Genomic DNA, 13,673 nt, shown 5'->3' on the forward strand with positions numbered 1-13,673 from the left:
CGGGCCCCACCCAGCGCGGGGCGGTGTCTTCCCGGACCGCCGCCCCGTACCGGCCCCGGCCGGAGGCCGTTCCGCGGCGGCCCCGGTCCGGGGCACACCCGTGTCCAGGTGCAGAAAGGGAACGCCATGCTCGATCACCTCATCAAGGGCGCCACCGTCGTGGACGGCACCGGCGCCCCCGCCTTCACCGCCGACGTCGGGATACGGGACGGGCGGATCGCCGTCATCGCCCGGGCGGGGACGGCCGGCGAGGAGGCCCGCACGCAGGAGGACGCCTCCGGCCTCGTCCTCGCGCCCGGCTTCGTCGACCCGCACACCCACTACGACGCCCAGCTCTTCTGGGACCCGTACGCCACGCCCTCCATGAACCACGGCGTCACCACCGTCGCCGGCGGCAACTGCGGCTTCACCCTCGCCCCGCTCCACCCCGGCCGGCCCGCCGACGCCGACTACACGCGCCGCATGATGTCCAAGGTCGAGGGCATGGCCCTCGCCGCGCTGGAAGAGGGCGTCGACTGGACCTGGTCCTCCTTCGGCGAGTACCTGGACGCCCTCGAAGGGCGGATCGCCGTCAACGCCGGGTTCATGGTCGGGCACTGCGCCCTGCGGCGGTACGTCATGGGCGCCGACGCCGTCGGCGGACAGCCGACCGCCCAGCAGCTGCGGCAGATGGTCGACCTGCTCAAGCAGGCCATGGACGCCGGCGCCTGGGGCCTGTCCACCACCCAGTCCTCCACCCACTCCGACGGCGACGGCGCCCCCGTCGCCTCCCGCCACGCGGAGCCCGCCGAACTGATCGCCCTGTCCAGGGCGGTCGGCGAGCACGACGGCACCCAGCTGGAGGCGATCGTGGCCGGCTGCCTCGACCAGTTCTCGGACGCCGAGATCGACCTCTTCGTCGAGATGAGCGCCGCCGCCGGCCGGCCCCTCAACTGGAACGTCCTCACCATCGACGCCACCGTCCCCGAACGCGTCCCGCGCCAGCTCCTCGCCTCCGAGCGGGCCCGCAAGTCCGGCGGCCGGATCGTCGCCCTCACCATGCCGATCCTCACGCCCATGAACATGTCGCTCGGCACCTTCTGCGCCCTCAACCTCATCCCGGGCTGGGGCGAGATCCTCTCCCTCCCCGTCCCCGAGCGGATCGCCAGGCTCCGCGACCCGGAGGTCCGCGCCGGGATGCTGCGCCGCGCCGACTCAAAGGAAGCCGGCGTCTTCCGGCGCCTCACGAACTTCGGCCGGTACGTCATCGGCGACACGTACTCCCGGGAGAACGCCGGCCTCACCGGGCGCGTCGTGCGGGACATCGCCGCCGAACGCGGGCAGGACCCCTTCCAGTGCCTCGTCGAGATCTGCGCCAACGACGACCTGCGCACCGTCCTGTGGCCCATGCCCACCGACAACGACCCCGCCTCCTGGGCGCTGCGCGCCGAGACCTGGCAGCACGAGGACGTCCTGCTCGGCGGCTCCGACGCGGGCGCCCACCTGGACCGGATGTGCGGGGCGCCGTACACCACCCGCTTCCTCGGCGACTGCCTGCGCGGCCGGAAGCTGGTGCCGCTGGAGCAGGCCGTGAAGATGCTGAGCGACGACCCGGCCCGGCTCTTCGGGCTGCGCGAGCGGGGCCGGATCGCCGAGGGCCACCACGCCGACCTCGTCCTCTTCGACCCCGAGCGGATCGACGCGGGCCCGGCGACCCTCGTCCACGACCTGCCGGGCGACAGCCCGCGCCTGGACTCGCGCGCGACCGGGATCGTGTCCGTGCGGGTCAACGGCGTGGAGACGGTACGGGACGACGAGGTGACGGGCGCGATCCCGGGGCGCGTCCTGCGCTCGGGCCGCGACACGAGGACGGTGAGCACGCGATGACGGACACGGGGACCGGCGAGATCACGGAGCGGCTCTACATAGGAGGGGAGTGGGTCGAGCCCGACGGCGGTCATTACGCCGTGATCAACCCCGCCACCGAGGAGACCGTCGGATACGCCCCCGAGGCCTCCCGCGCCCAGGTGTACGCGGCGGCCGAGGCGGCCCGCGAGGCGTTCGCCACCTGGTCCCGTACGAAGCCGGAGGAGCGGGCGGCGATCCTGGACCGGGCCGCGGACCTCATGGCTCGGGACGCCGGGGCGAACACGCTGCTCGCGCGCGCCGAGACCGGCGCCACCACCGCCACCGCGCGCGGCATGCAGGTGGCCGTGGGCTCCGCCCGCTTCCGGCGGTACGCGCGCGGCGCCCTGGAGCCGGTCGAACAGGCGCTGCCGCCGCAGATCAACGAGGCCGGGCCGATGGGGAAGGCCGGGGTGTTCGGGGCGGTGGCGGTACGGCGCCCGGTGGGCGTGGTCACCTGCATCACCTCGTACAACAACCCCTGGGCCAATCCGGCCGGGAAGATCGCCCCGGCGCTCGCCATGGGCAACACGGTCGTGGTGAAGCCGGCCCCGCAGGACCCGCTGTCGGTGTTCGCCATGACCCGCGCCCTGGCGGAGGCGGGCGTCCCGGCCGGAGTGGTCAACGTCGTCACCGGGTCGGCGCCCGCCGTGGGCGAGGCGGCCGTGGACTCGCCGGCGGTCGACATGGTCTCCTTCACCGGCTCCACGGCCGTCGGCCAGGCGATCGGCGAGGTGTGCGGGCGGCAGCTGAAGCGGCAGCTCATGGAGCTGGGCGGCAAGGGCGCGGCGCTGGTCTTCGACGACGTGGACGACGACGGGCTCGCCGCCGCCGTGACGGGCATCGGGACGACCTTCTCCTTCTACAGCGGGCAGATCTGCACGGCCCCGACCCGGGTGCTCGCCCAGCGCGGGATCTACGAGCGGCTGCTCGCGAAGCTGACCGGCTACCTCGGCCACCTCACGGTCGGCGACCCGGCGGCGCCGGGCACGGTCGTCGGCCCGGTGATCTCGGCGGCGCACCGCGACCGCGTGGAGTCGTACGTCGAGCTGGGCAGGAAGGAGGGCGCGCGGGTGGTCGCGGGCGGCGAGCGGCCGGCCGGACCGGGGCTCGACCGCGGTTTCTACGTGGCGCCGACCCTGCTCGCGGACTGCACCAACGACATGCGGGTGGTGCGCGAGGAGATCTTCGGCCCGGTGGTCGTGGTGGTGCCCTTCGACGACGAGGAGGAGGGCGTCGCGCTCGCGAACGACAGCGACTACGGGCTGATCGACTACGTGTGGTCCGGGAACGTGGCCCGCGCATTCCGTGTCGCGGCGCGGCTGAGGGCCGGCGGGGTCGGGATCAACACCGTCGGCCGGAACATGGAGGCGCCGTTCGGCGGCTTCAAGAAGAGCGGTGTCGGCAGGGACGTCGGCTCGTACGCGCTGCACGCGTACAGCGAGCTGCAGGCGGTCGTCTGGCCGGGCTGAGCCCGGCGGGGAGCCGCGCGGGCCGCCTCGTGCCCCGGGGCGTGCCCGCCCCCGTGCCCCGGGGTGGGCACGCCCCGCAAGACCGGGTGACGAGCGCCTCGAAAATTCCTCGGGAAAATTTGGAAACGGACATTTAGGGCACGGCTGCGGTTCCCGCATATCGGACACCCGGCGACGGGCCTACCGGTTGGTCGGTCCGTCGCAGTAGTCGATCTTTCAATCATTGGTGCGCGTCCGATTCGACCCGCTCAATGCAAGGCAAAGATCGACCGGTCGGCCGGAGTTCGATCTTCCGGATGTGGAAACCGCAGCACTTAACGTCCTGTTCATGACTCAGGTGGATGTGCGGCCCCAGGCCGGAGACACGGTAAGGGGCGTCGCCGCGGGCGACAGCCACGGTGTACGTACCAAGGGCCTCGGCGGGAACTCCGTGGGCCTGCTCGGCAGTGCCGTCATCGGCATCTCCACTGTCGCCCCCGTCTACTGCCTGACCTCGACACTCGGCTCCACGGCCGGCGAGGTCGGCCTGCAGATGCCGGCCGTCTTCCTCGCGGGCTTCCTGCCGATGCTGCTCGTCGCGTTCGCGTACCGCGAGCTCAACAAGGCCATGCCGGACTGCGGCACCTCCTTCACCTGGACGGTGAAGGCCTTCGGCCCGAAGCTCGGCTGGATGTGCGGCTGGGGCCTGGTGATCGCCACGATCATCGTGCTCTCCAACCTGGCCGGCGTCGCCACCTCGTACTTCTGGCTCCTCGCCGGAGAGGTCACCGGTGATCCGTCGATCGCCGCCCTGGACGACAACAAGGCCGTCCACATCCTCACCTGCCTGACCCTGATCGCCGTCGCCACCGCGATCAGCTACCGCGGCATGACCGCCACCAAGGGCGTGCAGTACGCCCTCGTCGGCCTCCAGCTGGTCGTCCTCGCCGTGTTCGTCGCGATGGCGCTGTCGAAGGCCGGCTCCTTCGAGACCTCCGTCGACTTCTCCTGGTCCTGGATGAACCCCTTCGCGGTGCAGTCCTTCGCCGCGTTCACCGCCGGACTCTCCCTGTCGATCTTCATGTACTGGGGCTGGGACGCCTGCATGGCGACCAACGAGGAGACCACCGGCAGCCAGAAGACCCCCGGCCGCGCCGCGCTGATCGCCATGGTCGTCCTGGTCGGCTCCTACCTGGCCACCGGCGTCGCCGCCCAGATGGCCGTCGGCTCCGGCGACAAGGGCCTCGGCCTCGCCAACCCGGAGACCTCCGACAACGTCTTCGCCGCCCTCGCCGGCCCCGTCATGGGCCCCGCCCTCGGCATCCTGCTCTTCGTCGCCGTCCTCGCCTCGGCCGCCGCGAGCCTCCAGACCACCTTCATCCCGGTGGCCCGCACGGTCCTCGCCATGGCCACCTACGAGGCCCTGCCGAAGTCCTTCACCAAGGTCCACCCGGTCTTCAAGACCCCCGGCAAGGCCACCGTCGTGGCCGGTGTCGCCACGGGCGCCTTCTACACCGTGATGACCCTGCTCAGCGAGAACGTCCTGGTCGACACGATCTACGCGCTCGGCCTGATGATCTGCTTCTACTACGCCCTGACGGCCTTCGCCTGCGTCTGGTACTTCCGCGCCGAGCTCTTCCGCTCCGGCCGCGACCTGGCCTACAAGGGCCTCATGCCGCTCCTCGGCGGCCTGATGCTGACCGCCGTCTTCGGCAAGACGCTCTACGACATGTGGGACCCGGCCTACGGCTCCGGCTCCGCGGTCCTCGGCGTCGGGTCGGTGTTCGTGATCGGCGTCGGGCTGCTGCTGCTCGGCGTGGTGATCATGCTGGTGATGCGCGCCAAGAGCCCCGCGTTCTTCCGCGGCGAGGTGCTCACCAAGGAGACCCCGTCACTGGTCGTGGAGGACTGACCGACCGATCGGTGATGGACAGCGGCGAGGTGGCGGGCCCGTGGGGGGTCCCGCCGCCTCGTCTTTTCCGCCGTTCCGCGTCCGGGCGCCGTCAGTGCTGCCCGGGAAGCAGCCCCTCCACCATCTTGTTGGCGGCCGGCATCTGGTCCGCGGAGGCGGGCTTCGGCTTCGGCGCCAGGACGCCGCTCAGCGGCACCACCGAAGGCAGGTTCGCGCCCGCGGTGTCGGCGGCGGCGGTCCCGGCGGCGGCGAGGCCGCCGGTCACGGCGAAGGAGGTCAGGGCGACTGCGGTGAGGATCTTCTTCATGCCGCGTGAACGCCGCCCCGGGCGCCGGGGTTACGCGCACCGTCCCTACGATGCGCCCATGCCTTCTCCCACGAACGACTGGACACTGCGCCCGGGCGGGGCCGAGGACGTGGAGGTCGTCGCCGAACTGCGGGCCGAGGTCATGCGCGCGGACCTGGAACGACTCGGCCGCTACGACGCACACCGGGTGCGCCGGCGCATACGGGAGGGCTTCTCGCCCGCGTACACCTCCGTCATCGAGGTCGACGGCGCCTTCGCGGGCTGCGTCACCCTCCGCCCGCACGAGGACGCCGAAGGCCTCTGCCTGGAGCACTTCTACCTGACCCCCGCCCTGCAGGGCCGCGGCCTCGGCGGCGCCGTGCTGCGCACCCTCCTTGAGCGCGCCGACGCCCAGTCGGCCCCGGTCCGCCTCCAGGTGCTCCAGGGCAGCGCGGCCCGCCGCCTCTACGAGCGGGCCGGGTTCACGGTCGAGTCGGAGGACCCGGTGGACGTGTGGATGGTGCGGGAGCCGGTCCTACGGGCCGGCTGACCGCCGATCCCCTCCGCCCACGCCCCAGCACCCAGGCCCACGCCTACGCCTCCGCGTCCGCCGGCTCCGTTTCCGCGGTCGGTTCCGTCTCCGCCGGCTCCGCGATCAGGGCCGTCGCGATCGTGCGGAATCCGAGGCGGGCGTAGAGGCGGGCGACGGTGTCGTCCGTGGCGGTCAGGAAGACCGTCTCGGCGCCCTGCGCGCGGGCGTCCGCGACCAGGGCGGAGGTGACCGCGAGGCCCAGGCCGCGGCGGCGGGCCTCCGGGCGGGTGGCGACGCCGACCACCTCGGTGACCGGACCGACCGGCTGGTGCTGGCCAGCCGCGAGCGCGACGCCGTCCGGGCCGAAGGCGGCGGCGAGCCGGGTGAGGCCCGCCTCGACGCGGGCCGCGACCTGGGCGGCGGCGCCGGGGGCGGGCGTGGCGCCGAACGCGGCGTACTGGGCGGCGACCGCACTCTCCAGGTCCGGATCGGCGGCGCCGACCATCCGTACGGTCACGTCGTCCGGCGGCACGGGCAGCGCCTCGGCCTGCACCGTCAGCACCATCAGCGGGTGCTCGTGCACCACGAGCCCGCTCTCCTCCACGGCCGCCCGCAGCCCCGGCGTCGTCTCCGCGACCCACTCGAAGGCCTCGGGCACCCCCAGCTCGCGCTGCCGCGCCCGGACCTTCTCCACGGCCGCGAGCGGCACCTCGCCGGTGTGCCCGAGCGCGGGCCGCGCGTAGTAGGGCCAGCCGCCGCCCTCCCGTACGAAGAGGGTGAGGGGCCCGAACTCCTCGGCGCGGGCTGCGGATCGGGGCACGGAGTCGTAGTAGGTCTCTAGGCGCGTCAGCATGCGGGTTACCGTACGCAGCACCGATGACAGGGGGAAACATGAATACGACGAGCCACGGCTGCCCGGGGTGCGGGCGGGACGACCAGGTGCAGGCGGTGCCCGCCGTGTACCTCGGCGGGCAGGACGCCGTCACCGGCCGGGAGCGGAACTCCGACGGGGACATGCGGACGGTGACGCGCCGCGTGACCACCGCGCTGTCCGAGGCGCTCGCGCCCGTGCCGAAGGAGCCCACGTACGGCATCGGCTGCCTCGGCCTCTTCGCCGGGGTCGTGGCCGTCGGCACGTTCCTCGGCTGGGTGTTCGTCGGGGGTGCCTTCGAGGACGAGCCGGAGCTGCCGGACGGCCCGTACTTCGGGACCTCGCCCCTGCTGGAGGACCCGGGGCCCGACCTCTCCTTCCTGGGCTGGATATCGGCGCTCGCCCTGTGCGTCGCCGCCCTGGTCGTCGCCGTCCTCGTCCGCCGCAAGACGGCCTTCGCACGCCGGACCCGGGGCCGGCACCTGGCCGAGGAACTGTGGTCGCACGGCTGGTACTGCCACCGCTGCGGCACCGTCCACTTCGCCGGCCTACCCGGCGAGGACACCGCCCCGCTCACCCTCCAGCGCTTCCGCGAACGGGTGTGGGAGCGGGGCGGCTACGGCGACCTGGCGGCGCACCAGCGGGCGGTGGGTTAGGGGTCCACCAGCGCGCGGACAGGCCCTAACGCGCTTCCAGGAACACCGGGTTGGTGAACGCCGCCAGGGCGCCCGGCAGGGGTGGTGTGGCGGCCGGGTGGCGGACTTCCGCCCGTACGTACGCGGAACGGGCGGCCGACGTCGTCCACTCCACCGGTTCGGCCGACGCCGGGACCGTGTGCAGCACGCCCTGGTCCGTGACGAGGCGGAGGGTGCCGCCCTGCGGGGCGCCGGTGACGCGGAGCCGGGCGGTGACCGGCTCGTCGGCGCGGACGGGCAGGCGCTCGCCGAGCCCGGCCGAGCGGCCGCGGGTGTCGCCGAGCGTGAACTCCACGGACACGGCGGAGGATTCGGCGACGTACGAGCGCCCGGCCCGCAGTCCGTCCAGGACCGCCGCCCGGCTCAGCTCCTCGGCGAGGACCACCGTCTGCGGCCCGCCGACGCGGTCCGGGTCCCGGTGCGCGTCGCTGTTGCCCATGGCCGGGGTCCAGCGCCCCCTGGCCAGTGCCGCGTCCCAGCCGGCGAGGGCGACCTCGTCGTCCGGCGTGTAGGGGCCGTTCCAGACCTCGACCGCGTCCGCGTCGCCGAAGCCGAACTTCCAGGCGCAGCCGATGCAGGTGGCCTGCGGGTGCGCGGGCACGACCAGGCCGCCGGAGCGGCGGATCTCGCGGGCGAAGTGCCCGAACCGGTTCTCCCGCGCCCGGTAGCGCCAGTCGACGAACGTGCCGGGGTCGGTGCCGAGGGCGAGGACGTGGCCGTTGCGGGTCGTGACCTCCTCGCCGAGCAGGATCAGCAGGTCGTCGCCCGCGCTGTCGGCCCAGGCGCCGTGTCCGGCGTGGGTGTTGTGCTCGGTGCCGGTGATGAAGTCGAGCCCGGCGGCCCGGGCGAGCGCGGCGACCTCGGCGGGCGTGCGGCGGCCGTCGGAGTACACGGTGTGGAGGTGGCAGTCGCCCCGGTACCAGGCCCGGCCGCGGCCCCGCGCCCGCTCGGGCGGGTACGCCGGGCGGACGGCGGGCGCGGACGGGCCGAGCCGCAGGGTGATCGTCACGGTGTACGCCAGACCGCGCGGCGCCACGGTGTACGGGCCGAGGGCGACGTACCAGGTTCCGGCGCGCAGCGGCCCGGCGACGTAGCCGGGCGTGGCGTCGTCGGCGCGCACGAAGAACTCCTTGCGGGCGCCGCCCGACCAGCCGCGGAAGCCCCGGCCGCCGAGGGCCGTGCCGCGCTGGTCGAAGAGCCCGATGTCGAGGGCGTTGCCCTGGGTGCCGGCGGGGACGGCGGGCCGCTCGTAGTCGTACGCGACGTGCAGCTCGCGCACGCCGTGCGGCAGCTCCACCGGCAGGTACGCGAAGTCGGGGCAGCCGGGCGGCAGGGTGCCGCTCACGGTCCGGGTGAGGACGTCGGCCGAGGACCCTCCGGACCCTTCGGCGGCCTGTGCGAAGCTCACGGTCCCCAAGGTAAGCGCGGTCGCGGCACCGGTCAGGAGCAGCGCGCGCCGGGTGGCGTGTCTCACGGCGTGGTTCAGGGCGTGTCCGCCGGCGTCGTTCACGGCGTGGTTCGTCGCTTCGGTCATGTCCACGACTCTTCCCGCCGCCCGTGAACGAGGGAACAACGTCCGTCGGACAGCCTTCCGTCGCACCCCTCGGAAATCCACGCCGCACCCCCTACCGTGCCGCCTATGCGGATCTCGACCACGATCTTCCTGACCGACGAGACCATCGGCCCCGTGCGGCTCGCCCGCGCACTCGAACAGCGCGGCTTCGCCGGGCTCTACCTGCCCGAGCACACCCACATCCCCGTGTCCCGTGACACGCCCGACCCGGCCGGCCGCGGTGAACTGCCCCGCGAGTACGGCCGCACGCTCGACCCCTTCGTGGCCCTCGGCCAGGCCGCCGCCGTCACCGAGCGGCTCCGCCTCGGCACGGGCATCACGCTGGTCGCCGAGCACGACCCGATCGCCCTCGCCAAGCAGATCGCCACGCTCGACCACCTCTCCGGCGGCCGCTTCACCCTCGGCGTCGGCTTCGGCTGGAACCGCGAGGAGGCCGCCGACCACGGCGTCGACTGGCGCACCCGCCGCGCACGCACCCGCGACGCCGTGCACCTGATGCGCGCCCTGTGGGCCGCCGAACCCACCGCGTACGACGGCGCCTTCGGTTATTCCGTCCGCGCCTCCCACGCCTGGCCCAAGCCCGCCGCCGGCGCTCCCCGCACCCTCGTCGGCGGCGCCGCGGGCCCCCGCCTCTTCGACCACGTCGCCGACTACGCCGACGGCTGGATGCCCATCGGCGGCCGCGGCCTGACGGAGACGATCCCGGCCCTGCGGGAGGTCTGGGAACGGGCGGGCCGCGACCCGAAGGCCCTCCAGGTCGTCCCGTACGCCGTCCTCCCGAGCCCGGGCAAGCTCGCCCACTACGAGGAGCTCGGCTGCGAGGAGGTCGTCCTCCAGCTGCCCCCGGAGCCGGAGGCCGGGGTGCTGCGGGTCCTCGACGAGTACGCGAGGTATCTGTGAGCCCGGTCGAGGAGGTCCGGCCGACAGGAGGCTCCGGCGAGCGATCGACTTCGGAATACATTCCGAAGTAGGGTCGGTGCATGCTGACCCCCACTGTCGCCTTCTCCGAGCTCTCCAAGAACTCGAAGCAGGTCGCGGCGAGGCTTTTCCGGGCGCACCGCCTGCTCGTGACCCGGCGCGACGGAGAGGACCTGTACCTCACCACGGCCAGCTACGACCAGGAGCGCGAGGAAACGGCCGACGTCACCGCTCGGCTCCTCGCGGCGCTCCTCGCCGCTGACGACGGCGCCCGAGTGATAGGGCGCGCCCTTCCCGCGGTGTTCCCGTGGGCGCGTCACCTGTCGGAGGAGGAGCTGCGGGAATTCGTGCAGGACCTGGTGGACGCGACGCACGACGCGGCGCAACTGGATGTCCACGCCACCCTGCACCGCACGATCGTGGAATGGCGGGCGACGGCCCGCGTCCTCGCCGATCCGGCCCTCACCGCCCAGCTCACCCGGCCCCTCCCCGACGAGGACCACGGTGAGGTGACCGCTCCGTGACACCGAAGCGTGGCGACGACGTCGCTCCACCACCGGTCGGCGACGAATGGCGGCTGCGCTTCGCGACGAACGAGGCGGCCGAGGGACGGGGCGAGCTCGGGGCCGAAGCCCCCGGCAACACCCGGCGGTGCTTCGAAGCCCTGCGCCGCGATCCGCTGTGCCGGGACGACCCGGACCGGCAGCACCGGCTGCGCGGTCGCCTCGCGGTGGGCACGCTCGGCGGCCAGGCCTATCCGCAGTGGGAGTACGAAGTCACCGCCGGCGGCCGGGTGCGGTACCTGGTCGACGAGCGGCGCAGGACGGTGCACCTCGTGTATGCCGCGCCCCGGCATCCCAAGGACACCGACTGAACGGTCCGTTAGCGGAGGGCCGGGACCCGGCGGCCTCGGCCGCTCGTATGCTCGGTCCATGACGGATCACCAGGAAAACCGCGTCTCCGCGCCCACCGTGAACGCCATGCGACGCGCGCTCAGGCGGGCCAGGGACGGGGTCGCGCTCGACGTCGGTGAGGCCGCCGTGCTGCTGCGGGCGCGCGGGGACGACCTGGCGGACCTGGTCGCGACGGCCGGGCGGGTGCGGGACGCGGGGCTCGCGGCGGCCGGGCGGCCGGGGATCATCACCTACTCGAAGAGCGTGTTCATACCGCTCACGCGGCTCTGCCGGGACAAGTGCCACTACTGCACCTTCGCGACCGTGCCCGGCAAGCTCCGCCGCGCGGGCCACGGGATGTTCATGTCACCGGACGAGGTCCTCGACATCGCCCGCCGCGGTGCCGCGCTCGGTTGCAAGGAAGCGCTGATCACCCTCGGCGACAAGCCCGAGGACCGCTGGCCCGAGGCCCGCGAGTGGCTGGACGCGCACGGCTACGACGACACCATCGCGTACGTGCGGGCCATGGCGATCCGCGTCCTGGAGGAGACGGGGCTGCTCCCGCACCTCAACCCCGGCGTGATGTCCTGGACGGACTTCCAGCGCCTCAAGCCCGTCGCGCCGAGCATGGGCATGATGCTGGAGACAACCGCCACCCGGCTCTGGTCCGAGCCCGGCGGCCCGCACTTCGGCTCGCCCGACAAGGAGCCCGCCGTGCGCCTGCGGGTCCTGGAGGACGCCGGGCGCTCCTCCGTGCCGTTCACCAGCGGGCTGCTGCTCGGGATCGGCGAGACGCCCGAGGAGCGCGCCGAGTCGCTGTTCGCGCTGCGCCGGACCGCCCGGGCCTACCACGGCATCCAGGAGCTGATCATCCAGAACTTCCGCGCCAAGCCGGACACGGCCATGCGCGGCATGCCGGACGCCGAGCTCGACGACCTGGTCGCCACCGTCGCCGTCGCCCGGCTCATCATGGGCCCGAGCGCCTGCCTCCAGGCCCCGCCGAACCTCGTCGACTCCGCGTACGAGCGGCTGATCGCCGCCGGCATCGACGACTGGGGCGGCGTCTCGCCGCTCACCATCGACCACGTCAACCCGGAGCGGCCCTGGCCGCAGATCGACGAACTGGCCGCCCGCTCCCGCGCCGCCGGCTTCGAGCTGCGCGAACGGCTCTGCGTCTACCCCGAGTTCGTCCGGCGCGGCGAACCCTGGCTGGACCCGCGGCTGCTGCCGCACGTCCGGGCGCTCGCCGACCCGGAGACCGGTCTCGCGAACCCGGACGCACCGGTGCGCGGACTGCCCTGGCAGGAGCCGGACGAGACCTTCGCCGCCGCGGGCGGCACCGGCCGCACCGACCTGCACCGCACCATCGACACCGAAGGCCGCACCGGCGACCGCCGCGCCGACTTCGACGAGGTGTACGGCGACTGGGAGGCGCTGCGCGAGGCCGCCGCCCCCGGCATGGCGCCGGAGCGGATCGACGCCGACGTGCGCGAGGCCCTCGCGGTGGCCGCCGACGACCCGACGAGGCTCACCGACCCGCAGGCCCTCGCCCTGCTGCACGCCGACGGCCCGGCCCTCGACGCCCTGTGCCGGGTCGCCGACGACATCCGCAGGACGGTGAACGGTGACGACGTCACGTACGTCGTCACCCGGAACATCAACTTCACCAACGTCTGCTACACCGGCTGCCGCTTCTGCGCCTTCGCCCAGCGCCGTACCGACGCGGACGCCTACACCCTGTCCCTGGACCAGGTCGCCGACCGCGCCCAGCAGGCCTGGGACGTCGGCGCCGTCGAGGTCTGCATGCAGGGCGGCATCCACCCGGACCTGCCGGGCACGGCCTATTTCGACATCGCCAGGGCGGTGAAGGAACGCGTCCCCGGCATGCACGTGCACGCCTTCTCGCCGATGGAGGTCGTCAACGGGGCCTCCCGCACCGGCCTCTCGATCCGCGAGTGGCTGACGGCGGCCAGGGAGGCCGGGCTCGACTCGATCCCCGGCACCGCCGCCGAGATCCTCGACGACGAGGTCCGCTGGGTACTGACGAAGGGCAAGCTGCCGACCGCCACCTGGATCGAGGTGATCACCACCGCGCACGAGCTGGGCATCCGGTCGTCGTCGACCATGATGTACGGGCACGTGGACCAGCCCCGGCACTGGCTCGGCCACTTCCGCACCCTGGCCCGGATCCAGCAGGAGACGGGAGGCTTCACGGAGTTCGTGACACTGCCGTTCATCCACACCAACGCCCCGGTCTACCTCGCGGGCATCGCCCGCCCGGGCCCGACCGTCCGCGACAACCGGGCCGTGACGGCGATGGCCCGGGTCCTCCTCCACCCGCACATCCCCAACATCCAGACCAGCTGGGTGAAGCTGGGCGCGGAGGGCGCCGCCGAGATGCTCCGCTCGGGCGCCAACGACCTCGGCGGCACCCTGATGGAGGAGACCATCTCCCGGATGGCCGGCTCGAGTTACGGCTCGTACCGCTCGATCCGCGACCTGGAGGCCATCGCCGCGGCGGCGGGCCGCCCGGCCCGACCGCGGACCACGCTGTACGGCGAGGTCCCGGAGGAGCGGCAGCGCGCGGCCCGCGCCTCGGACGGCCACCTGCCGGAGCTGCTGCCGATCGTCCAGGACTGAACCCCGGGCGAACTGCGG

Annotated in this window: 12 protein-coding genes; 9 read left to right on the top strand and 3 right to left on the bottom strand. The window is 73.4% G+C overall.

Features of this window, described 5'->3' with window-relative positions:
• Positions 1–108 precede the first annotated feature (108 nt).
• The 3 genes from ACFVGS_RS06930 to ACFVGS_RS06940 all read left to right on the top strand — a co-directional run bounded on the left by ACFVGS_RS06930 (position 109) and on the right by ACFVGS_RS06940 (position 5,247).
• On the top strand, positions 109–1,866 hold the full coding sequence (locus tag ACFVGS_RS06930) for an amidohydrolase family protein (protein WP_385691184.1): 1,758 nt from the start codon (positions 109–111) through the stop codon (positions 1,864–1,866).
• Positions 1,863–3,356 (top strand): aldehyde dehydrogenase family protein, encoded by a 1,494-nt coding sequence (locus ACFVGS_RS06935; protein WP_385691186.1) that lies wholly within the window; start codon positions 1,863–1,865, stop codon positions 3,354–3,356. Before ACFVGS_RS06930 ends, ACFVGS_RS06935 begins: the two co-directional genes overlap by 4 nt.
• 328 nt (positions 3,357–3,684) lie before the next feature.
• Positions 3,685–5,247: an APC family permease gene (locus tag ACFVGS_RS06940; protein WP_384421782.1), complete on the top strand. Its 1,563-nt coding sequence runs from the start codon at positions 3,685–3,687 to the stop codon at positions 5,245–5,247.
• A gap of 91 nt (positions 5,248–5,338) precedes the next feature.
• Here ACFVGS_RS06940 and ACFVGS_RS06945 read toward each other — a convergent pair whose 3' ends face one another.
• Positions 5,339–5,554 carry a hypothetical protein gene (locus ACFVGS_RS06945; RefSeq protein WP_384421784.1) on the bottom strand — a complete coding sequence of 72 codons (216 nt, stop codon included), beginning with the start codon at positions 5,552–5,554 and terminating at the stop codon, positions 5,339–5,341.
• Positions 5,555–5,612: 58 nt separating this feature from the next.
• Between ACFVGS_RS06945 and ACFVGS_RS06950 the strand changes: the two genes are divergently transcribed.
• Positions 5,613–6,083, top strand: a complete 471-nt coding sequence (locus ACFVGS_RS06950) for a GNAT family N-acetyltransferase (RefSeq protein ID WP_384421785.1) — start codon at positions 5,613–5,615, stop codon at positions 6,081–6,083.
• Positions 6,084–6,126: 43 nt separating this feature from the next.
• Here ACFVGS_RS06950 and ACFVGS_RS06955 read toward each other — a convergent pair whose 3' ends face one another.
• Positions 6,127–6,918, bottom strand: a complete 792-nt coding sequence (locus ACFVGS_RS06955; protein WP_385691189.1) for a GNAT family N-acetyltransferase — start codon at positions 6,916–6,918, stop codon at positions 6,127–6,129.
• A 38-nt stretch (positions 6,919–6,956) separates the two neighbouring features.
• On the opposite strand from ACFVGS_RS06955, the gene ACFVGS_RS06960 reads away from it, so the two are divergent.
• On the top strand, positions 6,957–7,592 hold the full coding sequence (locus ACFVGS_RS06960) for a hypothetical protein (RefSeq protein ID WP_385691192.1): 636 nt from the start codon (positions 6,957–6,959) through the stop codon (positions 7,590–7,592).
• Positions 7,593–7,617: 25 nt separating this feature from the next.
• Here the strand turns inward: ACFVGS_RS06960 and ACFVGS_RS06965 are convergent, their stop codons facing one another.
• On the bottom strand, positions 7,618–9,039 hold the full coding sequence (locus ACFVGS_RS06965) for a CehA/McbA family metallohydrolase (RefSeq protein WP_385691194.1): 1,422 nt from the start codon (positions 9,037–9,039) through the stop codon (positions 7,618–7,620).
• A 231-nt stretch (positions 9,040–9,270) separates the two neighbouring features.
• Between ACFVGS_RS06965 and ACFVGS_RS06970 the strand changes: the two genes are divergently transcribed.
• From ACFVGS_RS06970 to ACFVGS_RS06985, 4 genes are all read left to right on the top strand, one after another.
• Positions 9,271–10,104 carry a TIGR03619 family F420-dependent LLM class oxidoreductase gene (locus tag ACFVGS_RS06970; RefSeq protein WP_384421794.1) on the top strand — a complete coding sequence of 278 codons (834 nt, stop codon included), beginning with the start codon at positions 9,271–9,273 and terminating at the stop codon, positions 10,102–10,104.
• Positions 10,105–10,184: 80 nt separating this feature from the next.
• Positions 10,185–10,646 carry a prevent-host-death family protein gene (locus ACFVGS_RS06975; RefSeq protein ID WP_384421795.1) on the top strand — a complete coding sequence of 154 codons (462 nt, stop codon included), beginning with the start codon at positions 10,185–10,187 and terminating at the stop codon, positions 10,644–10,646.
• Positions 10,643–10,996: a hypothetical protein gene (locus ACFVGS_RS06980; protein ID WP_384421797.1), complete on the top strand. Its 354-nt coding sequence runs from the start codon at positions 10,643–10,645 to the stop codon at positions 10,994–10,996. The genes ACFVGS_RS06975 and ACFVGS_RS06980 overlap by 4 nt, the downstream gene beginning before the upstream one ends.
• 58 nt (positions 10,997–11,054) lie before the next feature.
• Entirely contained in the window at positions 11,055–13,655 is a 2,601-nt protein-coding gene (locus ACFVGS_RS06985; RefSeq protein WP_385691197.1) for a bifunctional FO biosynthesis protein CofGH, read from the top strand.
• Positions 13,656–13,673: the final 18 nt, after the last annotated feature.

Source organism: Streptomyces sp. NPDC127114, assembly GCF_042677525.1.
Taxonomy (GTDB): Bacteria; Actinomycetota; Actinomycetes; order Streptomycetales; family Streptomycetaceae; genus Streptomyces.